The organism is Nocardia sp. TBRC8007 (genome assembly GCF_056629435.1).
This window is the reverse complement of record NZ_JBWSOR010000005.1, coordinates 165,933-185,653: the sequence shown is the minus strand read 5'-3', so window position 1 is coordinate 185,653 and position 19,721 is coordinate 165,933. Positions and strand designations below refer to the sequence as shown.

Annotated in this window: 15 protein-coding genes; 9 read left to right on the top strand and 6 right to left on the bottom strand. The window is 63.1% G+C overall.

Annotation, left to right across the window (positions count from 1 at the left end; translation table 11 throughout):
* Window positions 1-108 precede the first annotated feature (108 nt).
* A complete protein-coding gene (locus tag ACX4ZE_RS08055) occupies window positions 109-876 on the bottom strand; it encodes a sulfite exporter TauE/SafE family protein (RefSeq protein WP_480272683.1) in 768 nt (255 codons plus the stop codon).
* Between the two features lie 266 nt (window positions 877-1,142).
* On the opposite strand from ACX4ZE_RS08055, the gene leuA reads away from it, so the two are divergent.
* Together leuA and ACX4ZE_RS08045 are read left to right on the top strand one after the other, a co-directional pair.
* Window positions 1,143-2,936, top strand: a complete 1,794-nt coding sequence (gene leuA, locus ACX4ZE_RS08050) for a 2-isopropylmalate synthase (protein ID WP_480272682.1) — start codon at window positions 1,143-1,145, stop codon at window positions 2,934-2,936.
* 357 nt (window positions 2,937-3,293) lie between these two features.
* Complete coding sequence (locus tag ACX4ZE_RS08045) at window positions 3,294-4,820, top strand: MinD/ParA family ATP-binding protein (protein ID WP_480272753.1); 1,527 nt, start codon at window positions 3,294-3,296, stop codon at window positions 4,818-4,820.
* A gap of 73 nt (window positions 4,821-4,893) precedes the next feature.
* Here ACX4ZE_RS08045 and ACX4ZE_RS08040 read toward each other — a convergent pair whose 3' ends face one another.
* Window positions 4,894-5,808 (bottom strand): LysR family transcriptional regulator, encoded by a 915-nt coding sequence (locus tag ACX4ZE_RS08040; RefSeq protein ID WP_480272752.1) that lies wholly within the window; start codon window positions 5,806-5,808, stop codon window positions 4,894-4,896.
* Window positions 5,809-5,918: 110 nt separating this feature from the next.
* Between ACX4ZE_RS08040 and ACX4ZE_RS08035 the strand changes: the two genes are divergently transcribed.
* From ACX4ZE_RS08035 to ACX4ZE_RS08015, 5 genes are all read left to right on the top strand, one after another.
* Window positions 5,919-6,857 (top strand): EamA family transporter, encoded by a 939-nt coding sequence (locus ACX4ZE_RS08035; RefSeq protein ID WP_480272681.1) that lies wholly within the window; start codon window positions 5,919-5,921, stop codon window positions 6,855-6,857.
* A 230-nt stretch (window positions 6,858-7,087) separates the two neighbouring features.
* Window positions 7,088-7,726, top strand: coding sequence for a pyridoxamine 5'-phosphate oxidase family protein (locus ACX4ZE_RS08030; RefSeq protein ID WP_480272680.1), 639 nt, complete (start codon window positions 7,088-7,090; stop codon window positions 7,724-7,726).
* Between the two features lie 76 nt (window positions 7,727-7,802).
* Window positions 7,803-9,041, top strand: coding sequence for a DUF1727 domain-containing protein (locus ACX4ZE_RS08025; RefSeq protein ID WP_480272679.1), 1,239 nt, complete (start codon window positions 7,803-7,805; stop codon window positions 9,039-9,041).
* A 151-nt stretch (window positions 9,042-9,192) separates the two neighbouring features.
* On the top strand, window positions 9,193-9,903 hold the full coding sequence (locus ACX4ZE_RS08020; RefSeq protein WP_480272678.1) for a type 1 glutamine amidotransferase: 711 nt from the start codon (window positions 9,193-9,195) through the stop codon (window positions 9,901-9,903).
* Between the two features lie 864 nt (window positions 9,904-10,767).
* Window positions 10,768-11,412, top strand: a complete 645-nt coding sequence (locus ACX4ZE_RS08015) for a hypothetical protein (RefSeq protein WP_480272677.1) — start codon at window positions 10,768-10,770, stop codon at window positions 11,410-11,412.
* 74 nt (window positions 11,413-11,486) lie between these two features.
* On the opposite strand, the gene recR is transcribed toward ACX4ZE_RS08015, so the two are convergent.
* The 3 genes from recR to ACX4ZE_RS08000 all read right to left on the bottom strand — a co-directional run bounded on the left by recR (window position 11,487) and on the right by ACX4ZE_RS08000 (window position 13,061).
* On the bottom strand, window positions 11,487-12,095 hold the full coding sequence (gene recR, locus ACX4ZE_RS08010; RefSeq protein WP_480272676.1) for a recombination mediator RecR: 609 nt from the start codon (window positions 12,093-12,095) through the stop codon (window positions 11,487-11,489).
* Between the two features lie 13 nt (window positions 12,096-12,108).
* On the bottom strand, window positions 12,109-12,441 hold the full coding sequence (locus ACX4ZE_RS08005; RefSeq protein WP_480272675.1) for a YbaB/EbfC family nucleoid-associated protein: 333 nt from the start codon (window positions 12,439-12,441) through the stop codon (window positions 12,109-12,111).
* A 185-nt stretch (window positions 12,442-12,626) separates the two neighbouring features.
* Window positions 12,627-13,061, bottom strand: a complete 435-nt coding sequence (locus tag ACX4ZE_RS08000) for an SRPBCC family protein (protein WP_480272674.1) — start codon at window positions 13,059-13,061, stop codon at window positions 12,627-12,629.
* A gap of 205 nt (window positions 13,062-13,266) precedes the next feature.
* Between ACX4ZE_RS08000 and ACX4ZE_RS07995 the strand changes: the two genes are divergently transcribed.
* The gene (locus tag ACX4ZE_RS07995; RefSeq protein WP_480272673.1) at window positions 13,267-14,751 is read left to right on the top strand and encodes an FAD-binding oxidoreductase; all 1,485 of its coding nucleotides are present in this window, start codon (window positions 13,267-13,269) and stop codon (window positions 14,749-14,751) included.
* Entirely contained in the window at window positions 14,748-16,064 is a 1,317-nt protein-coding gene (locus ACX4ZE_RS07990; protein ID WP_480272672.1) for a class I SAM-dependent methyltransferase, read from the top strand. Before ACX4ZE_RS07995 ends, ACX4ZE_RS07990 begins: the two co-directional genes overlap by 4 nt.
* A gap of 10 nt (window positions 16,065-16,074) precedes the next feature.
* On the opposite strand, the gene ACX4ZE_RS07985 is transcribed toward ACX4ZE_RS07990, so the two are convergent.
* Window positions 16,075-19,662: a protein kinase domain-containing protein gene (locus tag ACX4ZE_RS07985; RefSeq protein WP_480272671.1), complete on the bottom strand. Its 3,588-nt coding sequence runs from the start codon at window positions 19,660-19,662 to the stop codon at window positions 16,075-16,077.
* Between the last annotated feature and the right edge of the window lie 59 nt (window positions 19,663-19,721).

Genomic DNA, 19,721 nt, shown 5'->3' with positions numbered 1-19,721 from the left:
CTCGAGACTGACATCCGACCCTGAGATCCTCGACACTCCGCATCTGTCTGCGATCGCAGCTTCGGTCCGCCGCGAGCGGAGCACTTCTCCCGTGCCATCGACCACCTCCTACGGCATCATCAGTCTGAGCACTGCAACGAGGCCGACCACGACGATGACCGTGCGCAGCACGACCGGCGGCATTCTCCTCCCCATTCGCGCACCCAACTGGCCTCCGATGATCGAACCCAACGCGATCAACGCAGCAGCCCGCCAATCCACATCCGCGACCACAATGAAGATCAAAGCCGATACCGCGTTCACCAAGAGTGCGAGCACGTTCTTCAGCCCATTGAGGCGCTGGATATCGTCGTGCATGAAAACCCCGAGCAGCCCGATCAGCAACACGCCCTGAGCGGCACCGAAGTATCCGCCATAGACACTGGTCGCGAAGATCGCGACGAAGAGCACCGGGCCGCCGTATTCCGGAGGCGGGGCACCGTCGTTCGCTCGCCTACGTCTGACCCAGCCCGCCAGCCTCGGCTGTACTACAACCAGCACCAACGCCGCGATGATGAGCGCAGGCACTATCGTTGTGAACGCATCAGGGGGGAGCATGAGCAGCAGCATCGCCCCCGCGATGCCGCCGAGTAGCGACGCGGTGCCCAATCGCAGCAACCTGGTCCGTTGGCCTGCGAGTTCGCGACGGTATCCGTGCACGCCGCTGAGTGCGCCGGGGACCAAGCCGATGGTATTGGAGACATTCGCGGTGACCGGGGGCAGGCCGAACGCGAGCAGGACAGGAAAAGTGATCAGGGTTCCCGATCCCACGATGGTGTTGATGCTGCCCGCCGCGATACCCGCACCGAAGACGACCAGTTGCTCCAACCAAGTCATAGCCAATCCTTCGACGTTCTGGCGGACCCGGGACCGTACCAATGCTGTCCGCTACCGGCCGAACGGTAACTGGTCTGGAACCGACCGATAACTGGACCACCTTTCCGAGTGGTACTGCGGCACGGTAAGCTCACTCCATCATGCAGCGGGCACTTCTTCTCGGCCGCCGCGACGGGGTCTGATCGGACCGGCTCCCGCCGCGGGGTTTCGTTATGCCGGTCGCCCTAGATCATTGGGAAAAAACCACACCCTTGGAGAAACCGCCCATGACTCCTGCAGACTTTTTCGTATCCGGTACCCGCGCCATCATGGCGCCGGGCAAGCCCGCTCCCGCCGACCAACCCACCTGGAACAGGCAGAAGAACTCCTCGATGCCCGCGTTCCGCTACCGGCCGTTCGCCGAGGAGGTGGAGCCGATCACCTTGCCCGATCGCACCTGGCCGGGCCGGGTCATCGACCGGGCGCCCGGCTGGTGCGCGGTCGACCTGCGTGACGGCAACCAGGCACTCATCGACCCGATGAGCCCGGCCCGCAAGCGCCGCATGTTCGATCTGCTGGTGCGCATGGGGTACAAGGAGATCGAGGTCGGTTTCCCCTCGGCGAGCCAGACCGATTTCGATTTCGTCCGCGAGATCATCGAAGAGGGCGCGATCCCCGACGACGTGACCATCCAGGTGCTGACCCAGTGTCGCTCCGAACTGATCGAACGCACCTTCGAAGCTTGCGCGGGCGCGCAAAACGTTATCGTGCACTTCTACAACTCGACCTCGATTCTGCAGCGGAAGGTGGTGTTCCGCGCTGAACGCGCCGCGATCAAGAAGATCGCTACGGACGCCGCCGCGCTGTGCCTGGAGATCGAGAAACGCTACCGGGACACCAGCTGGCGCTACGAGTACAGTCCGGAGTCCTACACCGGCACCGAACTGGCATACGCCAAGGAGGTCTGCGACGCGGTATCGGAGATCATCGCCCCGACGCCGGACAAGCCGCTGATCATCAACCTGCCCGCCACCGTGGAGATGACAACTCCGAACGTCTACGCCGACTCGATCGAGTGGATGGACCTTAACCTGGACCGACGCGAAGCGATCGTGCTGTCGCTGCACCCACACAACGACCGCGGCACCGCAGTGGCCGCCGCCGAACTGGGCTTTCAGGCCGGCGCCGACCGGATCGAAGGCTGTCTGTTCGGCAACGGCGAGCGCACTGGCAATGTCTGCCTGGTCACGCTGGGGATGAATTTGTTCTCTCGCGGCATCGACCCACAGATCAACTTCTCCGATATCGATGAGATCCGCCGCACTGTCGAGTACTGCAACCAGCTGCCGGTACCCGAGCGTCATCCGTACGGCGGCGATTTGGTCTACACTGCGTTCTCCGGCAGCCACCAAGACGCCATCAACAAGGGTTTGGACGCGATGAAGGCAGCTGCCGACACCGCTGGTTCCGACGTCGACGACATCGTCTGGGAAGTGCCCTACCTGCCGATCGACCCGAAGGATGTCGGCCGCACCTACGAGGCGGTTATCCGGGTCAACTCACAGTCCGGTAAGGGTGGTGTGGCCTACATCATGAAAACCGACCACGGACTGGCGCTGCCCCGACGGCTGCAGATCGAGTTCTCTCGGGCGATTCAGAAGATCACCGACGGTGAGGGGGGCGAGGTAACACCCAAACAGATGTGGGATGCCTTCTCCGAGGAGTATCTGAGCCCGATCCGTCCCCTGGAGCGGATCCGCCAGAAAGTCACCGCGTCGGAGACCGACGGCGGCGTGGATTCGATCACGGCAGTGGTGAAGGTCGACGGCATCGAGCAGGAGATCTCGGGTCAGGGCAATGGACCGCTCGCGGCATTCGTCGACGCGATCGCGAGCGTCGGCTTCGACGTGGAGGTTCTGGATTACTCCGAGCACGCGATGTCCGCGGGTGACGACGCGCAGGCCGCGGCCTACGTGGAATGCGCGATCGGTGACAAAGTGGTGTGGGGCGTCGGCATCGCCACCTCGATCACGACCGCATCACTGCGCGCGGTGGTATCCGCGGTGAACCGAGCGCGCTGACCATGCACACTTCATAACACGTCCGCTCGGATACCGCGGCAGTTCGACCGCGGCGCGCGGTCGCCGATCCCACTGGTACGGAACACATATCGATAAGGTGCCGAGGCGGTGTGCCGCGGCACCGGTTCCACCACGCCTACCGCGGCACGACGCGCCGAACCCCGTGCTAGCGTTGGTTCGCACTTCAAGCGCCGAGCTCTCTGCTCGAATTCCCGAGCAGATGGGGGAACCGTGACAACAAATGACCACAATCCGACCTCTCCACCCTGGCTACAGAGTCATTCGGTAGACACGGCCGACGTGACCGAGGCGGAGTCATCGGCGCCATCGGCAACCGACCAAGCTGACGCATCGGAGATGCGGGGAACTGAGGGATCGGACAGGCCGCCTCAACCGGAAGCACAACGCGACCAACTGGATCCGCGCGAACCGGCGGAACAGACCACGACCTATCCGCAGAACGCTCCCGCGCAACCCTACGGCTCCGGGCCAAGCGGTTCCGCCGAACCGTACGGACCATCGAGTGTGAACGGGTATCCGCCACCGACATCGTTTCCCGCGGAACCGTTCTCGAGCGGCATGCCACAGGCACCGAATACCATCGGCAACCATCCTCCTGTCGCGCCTGAAGGCCAGGGACCGGAGTTCGGTTACGGCGACTACCGTCAGGAGATCGGCAGCGACGGCTTGGTCCGACGTGTTCCTGTGGACTCCGTACCGCCGGGACACGTTACGCCGCAGCCTGATCAGGCTCCGGGCGGACCGATCTACAGCTGGGCACCACCACCTCCGCCGATGCCACAGCAGCCTCCGTCGGCCACTTATCAGCCACCGCAGCCAGGGCCGAACTGGCAGGGCGGGCCGAACCCACACCAACAGGCACCGCCGTTCCAGCCACAGCATATGCCGCAGCCAGGACAGCCAGGACACTCGGTGAGCGACCTCAACCTGCTCAAGCGGGCCCGACGTGCGCCACGCAGTGGGTGGCGGCGCGCTGTGCACAAAGCCTCGGGCGGGGTGATCAACCCCGGCGAATCAGCAGCCGATATCGTCCACCGTGACCTCGTCGCCCGGGTGAATCAGCCGGTCCGCGGCGACTATCGGATCGCGATCCTCTCGCTGAAAGGTGGTGTCGGCAAGACCACGACCACGGTCGGCCTCGGCTCCACCTTCGCGTCACTGCGCGGCGACCGGGTTATCGCGATCGATGCCAATCCAGACCTGGGTACCCTCGCGCATCGCGTGCCTCGACAGACCCGCTCCACCGTACGTAACCTGCTGGAAGACAATCACATCACCAGATACTCGGATGTTCGGGCACATACCTCACAAGCGCCAAGCCGTCTGGAAGTGCTTGCCAGCGAACAAGATCCAGCGGTATCCGAAGCATTCAGCGAGGCGGACTATCGCAAAGCGATCAGTATCCTGCAGTCGTTCTACAACATCATCTTGACCGACTGCGGCACCGGTTTGATGCACTCCGCGATGACAGGCGTACTGGACATGGCCAGCTCCCTGGTACTGGTCACTTCGCCCGCCATCGATGGCGCACGCAGCGCGTCGGCCACCCTGGACTGGCTCGACCACCACGGCTACAGCAAACTCGTGGAACGAACAGTGGTAGTGGTGAACGCATCTCGGCGTGGCGCGTCCACCGTGGATCTCGACCAGTTACGCAAGCTGTTCCTCGACCGCACTCGCGCGGTGCAGGTGGTACCGTTCGACGACCACCTCGCCGAAGGCGCAGAGATCGATCTGGAGCTGGTGAGCAAACCGACCCGACGGGCGCTGTTGGAGTTGGCCGCGATGGTGGCCGACGATTTCGGCTATATCAGCTCGATGTCCCAGCACCCCTACCATCCGCCAGGTCCACCTGGAATGTAATCAGCGCGCTGAAGACAGAGAATCCCGCCCGATACGACATCCGCCCTGCCCGCTGAGCTGTTGCGGCGATGGCTTACTCTCTTGCCGTTCCAGCGCCTGTGGTCACCAGCGCGGCAGCCGATTCGAAAGCGCCGAGTACAGCGGCGATGGCAGGACGAGCGTCGGCCCGAGGACGGGTGGCCAATTCATATCTCCTGGCGGCGCGCACGCCGGACAGCCGCAGCACCGCGAGTCCAGGATCACTCACTGCGTAACGCGGCATGAGCGCAACACCGTAGCCGGTGGCCACCAGTGTCTCGATAACACGAAAATCATTGAGACGCTGCGCTATACGTGGTTGTACGCCGGTTACGGTGGCAATGGAGCGCAGCACATCGTCGACCGGGAAACCACCGCGTACACTCAACCAGGTCTCATCGGCCAATTCGTTCGGCACGACAGCAGAGCGGCAGGCCAGCCGATGGGTCCGCGCCACAACGACATCGATCGGTTCCCGCATGAGCATCCGAGTCACAACACGTGGATCGGCGATCGGCGCGGCACGTTCGTCCTGATGGGTCAGCACTACGTCGTAGTCTGCGAGTAGGCGCGTCACCTCGGACGGGGGCTCGTCCTCGTCCGAGGTGATCACGTCTACCCCGCTGTCCACCATGCCGGGCAGTACATATGGCAGCAGCAGTGCGCCGCCTGAGGGGAATACCGCGACTCGGACCCGGCCACGTGTAGAGCCGCGGTAGTGCGCCATCTCGGCAACCGCACGATCCATCGCCGCCAACACCTCGTCGGCACGCATCACCAACGCATGGCCGGCATCAGTGAGCCGGACCCGCCTGCCGTCAGGTTCGAGGAGCGCCACACCCGCTTCTTTGGCCAGCACCTTGAGCTGCTGCGAGACCGCCGACGGAGTAAGCGACAGCGCCGCGGCGACGGCGGCTATGGTACCGCGATCGGCGAATTCACGCAGCACCCGCAATCGCTCCAGTGTCATGGTCGCGCCGGGTTCGGCGCGGTCCAACTCGGAAATCATTAAGTTATTCTACTTTATTAGTGCATATTTATTCTATTGTACTGTCCATTCCTTGATTGCACGATGAAGGCGTGACCAACCGTGACCGCCTGCTCGGCTGCACCATCGTCCTGCTCTGGGGGCTGAATTTCATAGCTATCCGAATAGGGCTCGACCACTTCCCGCCGTTCTTCCTCGCAGCACTGCGTTTCGCGGTGCTGGCGATTCCCGCTTTGCTGTTCATCCCCCGCCCGCCGGTGCGTATGCGCTGGATTCTGTTGTACGGCACAGGTTTCGGCATCCTACAATTCGCATTTCTGTTCGCCGCTATGCAGGCGGGTATGCCGACCGGACTCGCCTCGCTGGTGCTGCAGTCCGCCGCGCCGTTCACCGCGCTACTCGGTGCGCTACTGCTGCGCGAACAGATCCGGCCGGGACAGGTTACGGGCATCGCCATCGCGATGGCGGGAATGGCAGTAATCGGCTGGGATCGCCTGGAACACGCCACCGTGCTGCCAGTGCTATTGACCTTGGCAGCTGGGCTCGGCTGGGCATTCGGAAATATCGGCGCGCGGATGGCCGGCGCCGAGACTCCGAATATCAACCCGCTGCACCTGGTGCTGTGGACCACGGTCGTACCACCATTGCCCTTCTTCGCACTATCGCTACTCACCGAAGGGCCGACGACCGGTCTACATGCCCTGGTCACGACATTCACCCCTGCGGGCGGGCCCGCTCTCGCAGCTGTCGCCTATATCGTCATTCTCGCCACGATCGTCGGTACCGGATTGTGGACCACCTTGCTCAGCCGCTATCCGGCCGGTCTGGTCGCGCCATTCTCCTTGCTCGTTCCGATCGTCGGGATCGCCGCCGCGTGGGCCTTTCTCGGAGAAACCCCGAGTCCGATGTCCTTGGCCGGTGGAGCCGTCGTACTGGCGGGCGCCTTCGCCGCCATATCGGCCACACCGCAGACAAACACCACAGTGTCATCGGAAGTGATTGCCCACACCGAGTCGACTCGCGCAGGCTGAGGTCGGGGTGGGGGTTATGACAGCGGGCGGGCTCAGTCCTACCCCAGCCGCGCCGCGCACGGTCGGCATACAGGTTGCGGTACTCAGCCCGGCGAGCATAGTTTTCGCTCTTCCCCCACTTTCCTAGCACTATGCGCCGACCCCCTTTCCTGAACAGTCGAAATGGCTTCTGGGAAAACCCCGTCGCAGTATCCGAGCACGCTGTCGCCGGCGGGTGATTGAATCAGAGTATGGCCGAGGACACATTCGCTGACGAAGTAACCGACCCGGTGGACCTACGACAATTGCTGGGTGAAGTCGCACCGAGGGTAGCTGCCAAGGTCCGGTACGCGCTACATGCCAGAGACCGGGAGTGGATCGCGAACACACCGTTCCTGGTGATGTGCACCAGCGACGCCAACGGCAACTGTGACGCCTCCCCCAAAGGCGATCCGGCGGGCTTCGTCCTGGTGCTCGACGACACCACCCTCGCCATCCCGGAACGTCCGGGCAACCGGCGTGCCGATGGATATCTCAACATCCTGTCCAACCCGCATATCGGCCTACTGTTCATGATTCCCGGCCGCGGCGAGACGCTGCGGATCAACGGCCGCGCCCGGTTGGTCCGGGAGGCACCGTACTTCGATGACATGGTGGTGCGCGGTCACCGCCCCATCCTCGCCGTCGAGGTGGATATCGATCAGATCTTCTTCCATTGCGCCAAGGCGTTCCTCCGGAGTCACCTGTGGGAGCCGGAGCACTGGCCGCACGACGCTCTACCCAGCCAAGCACGTCTGGTCAAAGAAATGCAGCCGGACGTCACTGAAACAACCGAAGAGCTGGAACGCTACTACGCGGAGCACTACTCGGCCAAACTCTACCGCAGCTGAGCTGCCTGTCATGGCATGACGCCGATCCCTCCGCCCGCGGCGCACCCGAACTACGGAGCGAACATAGACTCTCGGCGTGGCAGACATATCGGTGCGCGGACGGCTCGCGCTAGCGGCGGCGTCCGCGGCGTCGTGGGCCTCGCAAAAAGCGGGTCGCGGCAAAGGTTCGATGATCGGCGGCCTGATCGCGTTGAAGATCGATCCGACAATCATGGATCAGCTCGGGCAGCGCCGGCGCACCGTATTGGTGACCGGTACCAACGGCAAGTCCACCACCACCAGGATGACCACCGCCGCGCTCGGCACACTGGGTATGGTCGCGACACAGGCCGACGGCGCCAATATGGATGCCGGTATCGTCGCCGCGCTCAACGCACACCGGTACGCGCCGCTGGCCGCGATCGAGGTGGACGAGCTGCATCTGCCACACGTCACCGATTCGCTGAACCCCTCGGCGGTAGTACTGCTGAACCTCAGCCGCGATCAGCTCGACCGGGTCGGCGAGATCAATATGATCGAGCGCAAGCTACGCGCGGGGCTGGCACGCCACCCAGCAACCGTAGTGGTAGCCAACTGTGATGATGTGCTGGTTACCTCGATCGCCCACGACCATCCCAACGTGGTGTGGGTCTCCGCAGGCAGTGGCTGGGCAGTAGACGCCACCAGCTGCCCGCGCAGCGGGGAACCGATCGTCTGGGAAGGCGTCCACTGGCGCAGTACCGGCACGGATTTCTACCGTCCCGAACCGGACTGGTGGCTCGAAGGGGATGAACTGGTCGGCCCGCGAGAAATGCGCTTCCCCCTCGAGCTCGCATTGCCCGGCCGGGCCAATCGCGGCAATGCCGCACAGGCAGTGGCCGCCGCGGTGGCTCTGGGCGCCGATGCCGGGAAGGCTGTCGCGGCCACCGGCACAGTGCGTGAGATCGCTGGCCGCTACCGCACAGTGCGAATCGGCGAGCATGACGCACGACTACTGTTGGCGAAGAACCCGGCAGGATGGCAAGAAGCATTGTCGATGATCAATCCCACTTCGGCAGGATTGGTGATCGCGGTGAACGGCCAAGTACCCGACGGCGAAGACTTGTCCTGGTTATGGGACGTGCGGTTCGAACACTTCGAGGGCGTGCAGGTAGTCGCGGCGGGCGAGCGCGCCACTGACCTTGGGGTACGGCTCACCTACGCGGGCGTGGCGCACACCACAGTGCCGGATCCGTTGCGCGCCATCACCTCCTGCCCAGCCGGTCACGTCGAGGTGCTGGCTAATTACACCGCATTCCGTGATCTGAACCGAGCCCTAGAGGAGCGCCCGGCGTGAGCGGTCAGGCCCGGAGGCGGCAGCGCAGCATTACCACACAGGGCCCCGCACACGCCGAGAACGAACACCACGTGAGCGGTCAGGCCCGGAGGCGGCAGCGCAGCATCACCACACAGGGCCCCGCACACGCCAGGAGCAGAAAGGACACAGCATGAGCGAATCAACCATTCGCATCGGCCTGGTACTGCCGGATGTCATGGGTACCTACGGCGACGGCGGCAACGCGCTCGTGCTGCGCCAGCGGTTGCGGCTACGCGGCTACCAGGCCGAGATCATCGATATCACATTGTCCGATCCGGTACCCGATTCGCTGGATATCTACACTCTCGGCGGCGCGGAGGACTCCGCACAACGGCTGGCCACCCGGCACTTGCAGCGTTATCCCGGCTTGCAACGAGCAGCCACGCGAGGCGCTCCGGTGCTGGCGATCTGCGCGGCCATTCAGGTACTCGGCCAGTGGTATGAGACCTCAACGGGCGAACAAGTGGACGGCGTCGGCATGCTCGATGTCACAACCACACCACAGCACAAGCGCGCTATCGGTGAGGTGATGACCACCCCACTGCTCGACGGGCTCTCCTCGACGCTCACCGGTTTCGAAAACCACCGTGGTGGAACCGCGCTCGGCGGGGATGCGGCTGGTCTCGCCCGAGTCGACCGTGGTGTCGGCAACGGCGTCGGCGATGGGCTGGAGGGGGCGGTCCAAGGTTCGGTGATCGGCACCTATATGCATGGCCCCGCGCTGGCCCGTAATCCCGAGCTCGCCGACCTGCTGTTGCTGCGCGCGCTCGGCGTCACCGAGCTGGCTCCGCTCGAACTTCCCGAGGTCGAGCAGCTGCGCCGCGAACGCCTGCACGCCTGATCACGCAGACGTCGACCGAGTCTGTGATCGCGCTGTTCTCTCATTGGTGTAGCTGACGCCACACCATGGCGCGCCACCTCGACCGGTTCATACGCGCCGAATCGTGTATCCGGACGCAGGTCCAGCGGACCCGATAATCCAGCGTCCACCCGGCACGACACCACGTCGGTCCAGTGCGCCGCGGGCATCCACCGATTCGTCCTAGCAGCGCGGTCGGAAGGCCACATTCGTCATGGGCTGCGGACTCGGCCCTTTTCGCACGGTAAGGCGCAAATTACTCGCGCTTCTGCGTGCCGTCGTTTCCTCCGGCGGCTCATCACTCAACTCCACTGCCGCTCTCATTGTAGCAATACGGTGTTGCTTGATGATCGCCAACTACCGCCCATATAGCCTCTTCCGCATTCACCCCAGCCTCTCTTGGCATAAATTCGATAAACCTTGCTGTAATTTTCGCATGTAGAACCGTATGATCCAGCCAGATAGCGAAACGCTTACGGTCGCAACCTACTGATTGCGGAATGGTTGCGAGATGGTTGGAAATGGCGGTAACACCCGGGTCGCACCAGGAATCCGATCCCGGTACCCGCCGCGACAGCGACAGCGACAGAACGACAACTCTGATCTTGCTAGGAGGTCGCATGCGTACACCAAGTTGTTCCTCTCGTGAAACCACATCGAACTACTGCCACGGCACCCTGATCGTGCACGCGAGCTGGATCACCGAATGCACCGATGAACAGTGCATCGATTCCACCCATGCCCGGCACGCCTTCGTTATCGATTGCCACAACCTCTCGGGCGGCTGCCAGTGCGCAGAGGACGATAGGAGCCGCCGCACCTACGCACTTCCGTACCCTGGCCCGGGTGAGCTATGACCACGTGTTGCTGCCTTCTGGCGTCGCGTCATCGATCGCGCAGGTCGAGGCCTATCTGACCACTCAGCAGGGCTTCCCCGAGTCAGAAACGGTCACGCGAATCGCGGCCGAGCTGAACAGACGCAATGAGACGCTGCCCGAAGAAAACACCTTCCTCAGTACCGCCCCGGTAGGCGGTGCCGCCATTGGCACAGCGCTCCATGTGTCCTGTCCCTATGACGCGGTCGGCTTCGTCCGCCACCTATTGTTCGAGCTCGCGACACCGCTGAACTACGCCGTCTACGACCCGCAACTAGCCTGGTTGATCGATCCCGCCGGGAACATCGGGGCCACGGTCTCCCACGGGAGCGCAGGCGAGTTCCCATACCTGACCAAAATACTTGCTGAACAGTGGGTGCAGGAATTGAACCCGCCGAATCCGTACCTCATCGTCGAGCGCGGTGCACAGTTCTACATTCAGACCTATCGCGACAACTCCGGCGCGTACACGCTCGAATATCGGGACGGTTCTCCTGCTGAGCACTTCGGCACCACTGTAACCGACCCGGCCATTGTCTCCACCCTCATCTGGGATTGGGCCAATGACAACCGATCTCGCTTCTCACACTTGCCATGGACCCGTGTCGAGCTCTGACGGGGCATCGATCCCTGACTGCGGCAACAGTGCTCGGTATCGCGCAATCGCAAGCTCTCCTTCCGGAGAACCGGCTACAGTACGCGGCGCCCGGCAAACGCGCGACCGAGGGTCAGCTCATCGGCGAATTCCAGATCTCCGCCCATCGGCAGACCTGAGGCCAGTCTCGTCACACTCAAGCCGGGGAAATCACGCAGCATCCGAACCAGATAGGTGGCGGTGGCCTCGCCTTCGGTATTCGGATCGGTCGCGATGATGACCTCGGTGACGTCGACGCCGTCCTCCTGGTTGCCGATGCGTGCCAGCAGCTCTCGGATCCGCAACTGGTCGGGGCCGACGCCGCTGAGTGGATCGAGCGCACCGCCGAGCACGTGGTAGCGACCGCCGAACTCCCTGGTGCGCTCGATCGCCTGCACGTCCTTGGGCTCTTCGACGACACAGATCATGGATCGGTCTCGACGCGGGTCTGCACAAATGCGACACAGTTCACCGTCGGCGACAGTCCCACACAATGCGCAGAACCTTATGCCATCACGCACTTTCTGCAAAGCGGCCTGCAACCGATCGATCTCCGGCGGCTCCACCTGGAGCAGATGGAATGCGATACGCTGCGCGCTCTTCGGACCGACGCCGGGTAGCTTGCCCAACTCGTCGATCAGATCCTGGACCGGCCCCTCGTACACCTGCCGCTCCGGCTCAGAAACCAGGCAGCGAACCGCCGCCGAGACCGCCGGACAGTGGCCCGAGCCGCTCCGTGGCGAGGCGTTGCGCACTGGCCATCGCTTCGTTGACCGCGCCGATCACCAAGTCCTGCAAAGTCTCTACATCATCCGGATCGACGGCCTTCGGGTCGATGGTCAGTGATACCACTTCACCCGTCGCTTTGATGGTGACCTTGACCAGTCCGCCACCCGCCGCGCCGTCTACCTCGGTCTCCGCGATCTCGGCTTGGGCTTCCAGCACTGCCTGCTGCATCTGCTGCGCCTGGGCGAGTAACTGCTGCATATCGAACTGACCACCTGGCTGCACGGGAGGGTCCTCTCTGAAGAAGGTGTCACCGGCCAGCCTAGTCCTGCCGTGACAGCGGCCAGGCGCGGCCCGAGCCAACAGAGCGCCAACAGAGCATCGCACTCTCCGTACTGGAGGGTGTTCGCGGACGCCGCGTCAACAATCGTCCCTATCCGGATTTCTCCAGACTGAGCCATGGCGCACGATCAGGACAGTTCACGCCGCAGGTTCCCGAGCACCTCTGCCTGAATCTTCTTCAGCCCCAGCGGGGCGAAGATCCCCTCGAAGATTCCGGCGACACCCCCAGCACCCTGCCAAGTCGTACGCACCGTGACTCGCGCCCCGCCGCCTTCCGAGGCAACGGTCCAGGTGGTCACCATCGTGGAATTCGAATCACGCTCGGTGACAATGAGATCCGACTCCGAAACCACTGCACGGACATTGCGAGAGCGCTTCTGGGTCGCCTGCAGTGTCCATTGCGCGACAGTACCCGCTCCCTTACCGCCCTCGAGCACGGCGTAATCGCGATAGTGCGCGGAGAGAATACGCGGGCGGACCGTGTCGTAGTCGGCGATCGCCTCTAGCGCGCGTTGCGGCTGCGCCGCTACTACGATCGAACTGCTGGCGCTGACCAATCCCACAATGAACTCCTTATCCGGTTAGAGTACTCAACGGGTCACCATCCTGCCCTGTTCACCTCGGAAGAGGCAGAACGGGCGCGGCGTGTGGCGAACCCTTCCGGGCAATTCGGTATTCCATTTCGGAATGTACGAGTGACATTTCTCCGCGACCACACCTATGCGGTGGCCCCAGGGTATGGTCCGTATTAGCTTCTAGGGGGTGGCAGTGAGTCTGTTAGGGAGGGCCGGACACACACCGGCCGCACATGAATCAGGATTCGCCGCGCATCAAGTGGGCGTGGACCGGCTCCTGGCAAGTTACCGCGCGATACCCGAGCATGCCAACGTCCGGTTGGCCAAGAAAACCTCGAACCTTTTCCGGGCCAGAGCCGAGACCATCACGCCGGGACTGGATGTCTCCGGCCTGACCAAGGTCATCACAGTGGATCCGGTCGCCGAGACCGCTGATGTCGCCGGCATGACCACCTACGAGGATTTAGTGGCCGTCACCCTCGGCTACGGACTGGCACCGCTTGTCGTTCCACAACTCAAGACGATCACACTAGGCGGGGCTGTCACCGGGCTCGGTATCGAGTCCACTTCATTCCGCAACGGCCTGCCGCACGAGTCGGTGCTGGAGATGGACGTGCTGACCGGCGCGGGTGAGCTCGTGACCGCGACACCGGACAACGAATACGCCGATCTCTTTCGCGGGTTCCCGAACTCCTACGGCACGCTGGGCTATGCCGTGCGGCTGAAGATCGAGTTGGAACGGGTACAACCGTATGTCGCCCTACGACACGTGCGTTTCCATGACCCGCGCGAACTGGAAGCGGCCATCGCGGCGATCGTCACGGACAAAACCTACGCCGGCGAGCAGGTCGATTACCTCGACGGCGTCGTGTTCTCCGCCGAGGAGAGCTATCTGACGCTGGGTCGCCAGACCGACGAACCCGGCCCGGTCAGCGACTACACCGGGATGGACATCTTCTATCAGTCGATACGGCATGGCGGCGGCGCGGCCGGTCGCCACACTCCAGTAGTCGAACGCGACCGGCTGACCATCCACGATTATCTGTGGCGCTGGGACACCGACTGGTTCTGGTGTTCCCGCGCGTTCGGCGCACAGAATCCGAAGATCCGCCGGTTCTGGCCGAAACGCTATCGGCGCAGCAGCTTCTACTGGAAACTCGTAGCGCTCGATCATAAGTACCACATCGGCGACAAGCTGGAAGCCCGTAAGGGCAATCCGCCACGCGAGCGAGTGGTACAGGACATCGAGGTGCCAGTAGAACACACCGCCGATTTCGTAGAATGGTTTCTGCGCGAGATTCCGATCGAACCGATCTGGCTGTGCCCGCTGCGCTTGCGCGAGACCTCGAACCCAGCGGACGCCCGGATAGCAGCCGATACCACCGTCGCGCGGGCATGGCCACTGTATCCGCTGGAACCGGACAGAACCTATGTGAATGTCGGATTCTGGTCGGCCGTGCCCACGGTGCCCGGAAAGCGGAAAGGAGCGACCAACCGCGCCATCGAGCGCATGGTGACCGACTTCGACGGACACAAGTCACTGTACTCGGATTCCTTCTACGACCCCGATGAATTCGCCGCGCTCTACGGCGGAGAAACCTACCCCCGACTGAAGCGACGCTACGACCCGGAACAGCGCTTACTGGATTTGTATTCGAAGGCGGTGCAACGCAAATGACCACATTCAAGGACCGCTCCGATGTCTTCGCCAACCTCGGAATCAAGCTCAGCATTGCCGAGATTTTCGAGGCCCTCGTCGAGGGCGACGTCCCCATCCGGCTGACCGCCTATGACGGCAGCACTACCGGGCCGAAGGTTTCCGAGTTCGGACTGGACATCAAGACACCACGTGGCATCAATTACCTGGTGAACGCCCCCGGTGACCTGGGCATGGCACGTGCCTATATCTCCGGCGACTTGGTCGTCAGTGGCGTACATCCCGGCAATCCGTATGAAATCCTGCAGGCGATGGACCAGCTGAAGTTTCGCCGTCCGTCCGCACTGGCCTTGGTGACCATCGCGCGCTCACTCGGCTGGGAACGGCTCAAGCCGATCGCTCCGCCGCCGCAGGAGGCCCTGCCGCGCTGGCGTCGCATCGCCTTCGAGGGGTTGCGCCACTCCAAGACCAGGGACGCCGAAGCCATTCACCATCATTACGATGTCTCGAACGCGTTCTACGAGTATGTCCTCGGCCCGTCCATGACATATACCTGTGCGCTCTATGGGGCGGAGGACTGGTCACTGGAGCAGGCACAGGAGAACAAGTACCGCTTGGTGTTCGAGAAGTTGCGGTTGCGTGCGGGCGACCGGCTGCTGGACATCGGCTGCGGGTGGGGCGGCATGGTGCGCTACGCGGCCAAGCGCGGGGTCCGGGTCATCGGCGCGACACTGTCGGCCGAGCAGGCGGCCTGGGCGCAGCAGAAGATCGCCGAGGAGGGCTTGACCGATCTGGCCGAAGTACGTCATTCCGACTACCGCGATGTGCCGGAGAGTGGCTTCGACGCGGTGTCCTCGATCGGTCTCACCGAGCACATCGGCGTGCAGAATTACCCGTTCTACTTCGGCCACATCAAGAGCAAGCTGCGCGACGGCGGCCTGTTCCTGAACCACTGCATTACTCGTCCGGACAATACGCGCACCACCAGAGCCGGCGATTTCATCGACCGCTATGTATTCCCGGATGGGGAGCTGATCGGTTCCGGCCGGATCATCTCCGAGATCCAGGACACCGGGCTCGAAGTCCTCCATGAGGAGAACTTGCGCGCGCACTACGCGCTGACGCTGCACGAATGGTGCAAGAACCTGGTCGCCAACTGGGACACCTGCGTCAAGGAAGTCGGCGAAGGCACCGCAAAGGTATGGGGCCTGTACATGGCGGGGTGCGAGCTCGGCTTTCAGCGCAACGTAGTCCAACTGCATCAGGTGCTCGGCATCAAACTGCCCGCAGACGGTGACTGGACGGTGCCCCTGCGTCCATGGTGGCAGCCGTAATCCAGTTCGCTCACAAAGCCTGGCTACCCGCTTCGTCCAACAGTTTCCCCAGGAACGCGGCGGGTAGCTCGGTGTTGCCGAGCTCAGCCGCCTTGGACAGATCAGCGCGCAACACGCGCAAGATGCCGACCACGCCCGGCCCTGCGTCGAGTAGCGGCCGGGTCCAGCCGAGGTCGGCGCAGGTCACCATGGCAGGCAGCAGCAGATTGGTCGCTTCGCCGACCCACCCTGCGGCAGCCAGGCATTCCGCTAGCAGTAGGGCGGCGTCCAGCTGTGCGCGTGGACGGTATTTCTCCAGCGTGTGGCCGTGCAGCGCACGGGCACGGCGCACCGCTTGATCGTTGGAGCCGAACCGACGTTCGGAGAGCAGTGCGCGAATCGCAGCGAGCTCCTTGACCTCGGCGGTGAGCAATGAGATACCGGTCAGCCGGTGCCCCACCTGCAGTGGCATGAACTCGACGACATCGGTGTACCCGAGTTCCGCTGCGTCTACCGGCAGGCCCAGCCGCAACCGCTCGGCGTGGACGTGCGCACCCAACCGAGGGAGCTGTTTGTCCGCGGCGATACTGGCCCCTTTGTCCAACCGGGTGGCCGCAGCGTACAGATCACCTCTATCCGCCTTCACTCTGGCGCCGGTGACGAGGATATAGATCAGCGAGTCCACTGATCCCATCCGGGCGGCCAGCTCATAACTCACGTCGAGGAGCTGATCAGCGGTCTGCAGATCACCACGGCGATAGGCCAGCTCGCCAGACAGCGCGGTGGCGGTGCGCATCGCCTGCGAGCGGGGGCCGGCTCGTGTCTGGGCAGTCTGGCACGCTTCCTCTAGACATCGGGTTGCGGCGGCGATGTCGAGCTGTTCGTAGGCGGCGGCACCGAGGCCGCATCGGCCGAAGACCATACTGAGCGGGTCCTTGGAGCGCTGATGATACTCCTCGGCCCATTCCTGGGCTTTTGTCGCGCCCTCGAAATCGAACTCACACAGGCGCACGAAGGTGGTCAGGTTCGCTGCGGCCGAGACCGCCCATGAAGGTAATTCGTCCGCATGTTGCAAGCAGTGCGTAGCCCGATCCAGCACACCCTCGGTATTGTCCCTGGCGATCTGGTCCCACGCGGTGAGCACTGACGCCTGACAGCGCTGTACGCGCACATCGTTATCACTGGGCGAACCCTGAGACAGGATGTTCGACAACCTGTTCAATGCGATGCGCGCCGCGCCGGACTGCTGCAGGCTGACATTGGCCCTGGCCACCGCCATCAGTAGTTTCGATCGCGAAGCCACCTGTTGCGCAGGAAGTTTCGACACACTATCCAGTAATGTGGCCAGGCGGGACGCGTCGATCAAGTCCATACCCCCGCCTTCGAGCAGGTCCAGCGCCATCTCCAGGTCGGTGGCGGCCAGCGCGTGATCAACCGCCTTGCGTAATAGTTGGTGCTCGGAATACCAGCGCGAAGCCTTACGGTGCAACGACTTCAATTTCTCCGGGTCGGCATGCTCGATCCTGCTGCGTAGATGCTCGGCAAACAACGGCTGCATCCGGAACCACTCCGGATCATGGTCGATCCTCCGCAAGAACAGCTCACGTTGCTCGGCCTCTTCGAGCAGCTTTTCAGCATCCTTCTCACCGGACAGCGCCGCGGCGAGCGAACCACATACTCGCTCGGTCACGGAGATCGAGATCAGGAACTCGAGCATGCCCGGTTCCAATGTAGCCAGTACATTCTCGGCGAGATACTCGCGAATGCCGTGATTGCCCGCTGACAAGGTGGTGATCAGCTCCTCGGGATCCGCTTCACCACGCAGTGACAGGCTCACGAGCTGGATGGCGGCAGGCCAGCCGTCTGTGGCCGTGTAGATCTCGTTGACCTCCTCTGCGGTGAGGTCAAAGCCGTTACGCTCCACCAGGATCTCGTGGATTCGCTCCTCGGTCAGGCGCAACGCGGCCGAGCCGATTTCGACGAGTTCGTCCTCCACACGCATCCGGCTGGTGGGCAGTCCGGTCTGCTCCCGGCTGGTCACCACGAAGCGCAGGTGATGACAGCCACTGTCCAGCAGGGCCTCCATCGCCTGATGCGCACCGGCATCGGTGATCCGATGCCAGTCGTCGACGATGACGACAATCGGCGTGCCCGCGGCGTGGATCTCGTCGATGAGCGTGGGGATCACAAATGCGGCGGCGTCGGCGGGCCGTTCCTCGAGTACTTGGTCCAGCCCGTTACCGATATCCGGCCGGACCCGGCGAATCGCCTGGAGCAAGTGAGCCAAAAACCAGATCTCATTGTTGTCATAACGGTCGATGCCAAGCCAGGCAACCGCGACGCCGTGCTCGGTGAGCTCAGCACGCCACTGCGCGGCCAGGATGCTCTTACCGAATCCAGCGGGGGCATGAATCACCGCGAGCCTGCGCTGGCCGGCCGCGCGCAGAATATCCAGCAAACGCGGCCGTAATACTGGCTTGTGGGTCGGTGTCGGCGGACGAAATTTTGTCGCCGCCGTCGGCGGCATCGGCGTGGCGGCTGCTGTCCCACCGCGCCGGGAAACGGCAGGTCGCAATGACAACGGCCAACTGCGCCGTGCAGTGACCGCAGGCGGGGGACCGGTCCACACCATGGTCGGCTCACTCCCGGAGCTCGAAGGCATCGGCTCGGGTTCGGACGTAGTGTCCAGCAATGCCATCTCATCAGGCAGCTGAGCGTGATCACGCTGTACCGCGCGCAGCATTTCGCCGAACTCATAGGCGCTGGACGGACGATTACGCGGGTCCTGCGACATGGCTTTTTCGATGGCGAAAGCCACATCCGGCGGAATATCGTGTTCGCGCAGATCCGGCGCCGACTGCGTAGTGATCCGCAAAAACTGCGCTACCACCCGTTCGCCGGCTTGCCGCTCGAATGCCGCGTGCCCAGTGAGCAACGCGAACAACGTCGCACCAAGGCCATAGACATCGGAGCGGACGGTCGGCTCTTCCCCCTTGAGCACCTCCGGCGCAGTGAACGCGGGTGAACCAGTGATCATTCTGCTGGATGTGCGGAAACCGCCTTGGATACGGGAGATGCCGAAATCGGTCAGCTGCGGCTCACCGTAGCCGCTGAGCAGGATATTGGCCGGTTTCACGTCCCTGTGCAGAATCTGCGCGCGATGCGCGCTCTCGATGGCACCCGCCAACTTCACCCCAGCACGTAGCGAGTCCGACCACGTCAAGGGCCCTTGCTCCTGGATGAGCTTTTCCAGCGAGCCCCGCATGCAGTACGGCATTACAATGAACGGCATACCGGTGGGAGTGACATCCACCTGGAGGATATCGACAATGTTCGGATGACCGGACAGTCTTCCCATGGCCTGCTCTTCACGCAAGAAACGCTCCCTGCCCTCTGCGTCGATCTCCGGGAACAGCACCTTTACCGCGACTAACCGATCCAGCGTGGTCTGGATGCAGCGGTACACCACCCCGAACCCGCCTCGGCCGACCTCAACCGCGCCCGATAGGCCCATGGCCTCGAGCTCATCGGTGTAGTCAGTGAGCACCTGAATTTGTATATTCGATTCGTCCGCAGTCGATTCAGGGACCTTGCTCCCCGAATTCGTCTGTGGATTCATGTGATCACCTCGCCTTGCATCGAATCAGCGATCATCTCCGCGCCTGAGCCGAACCCAGT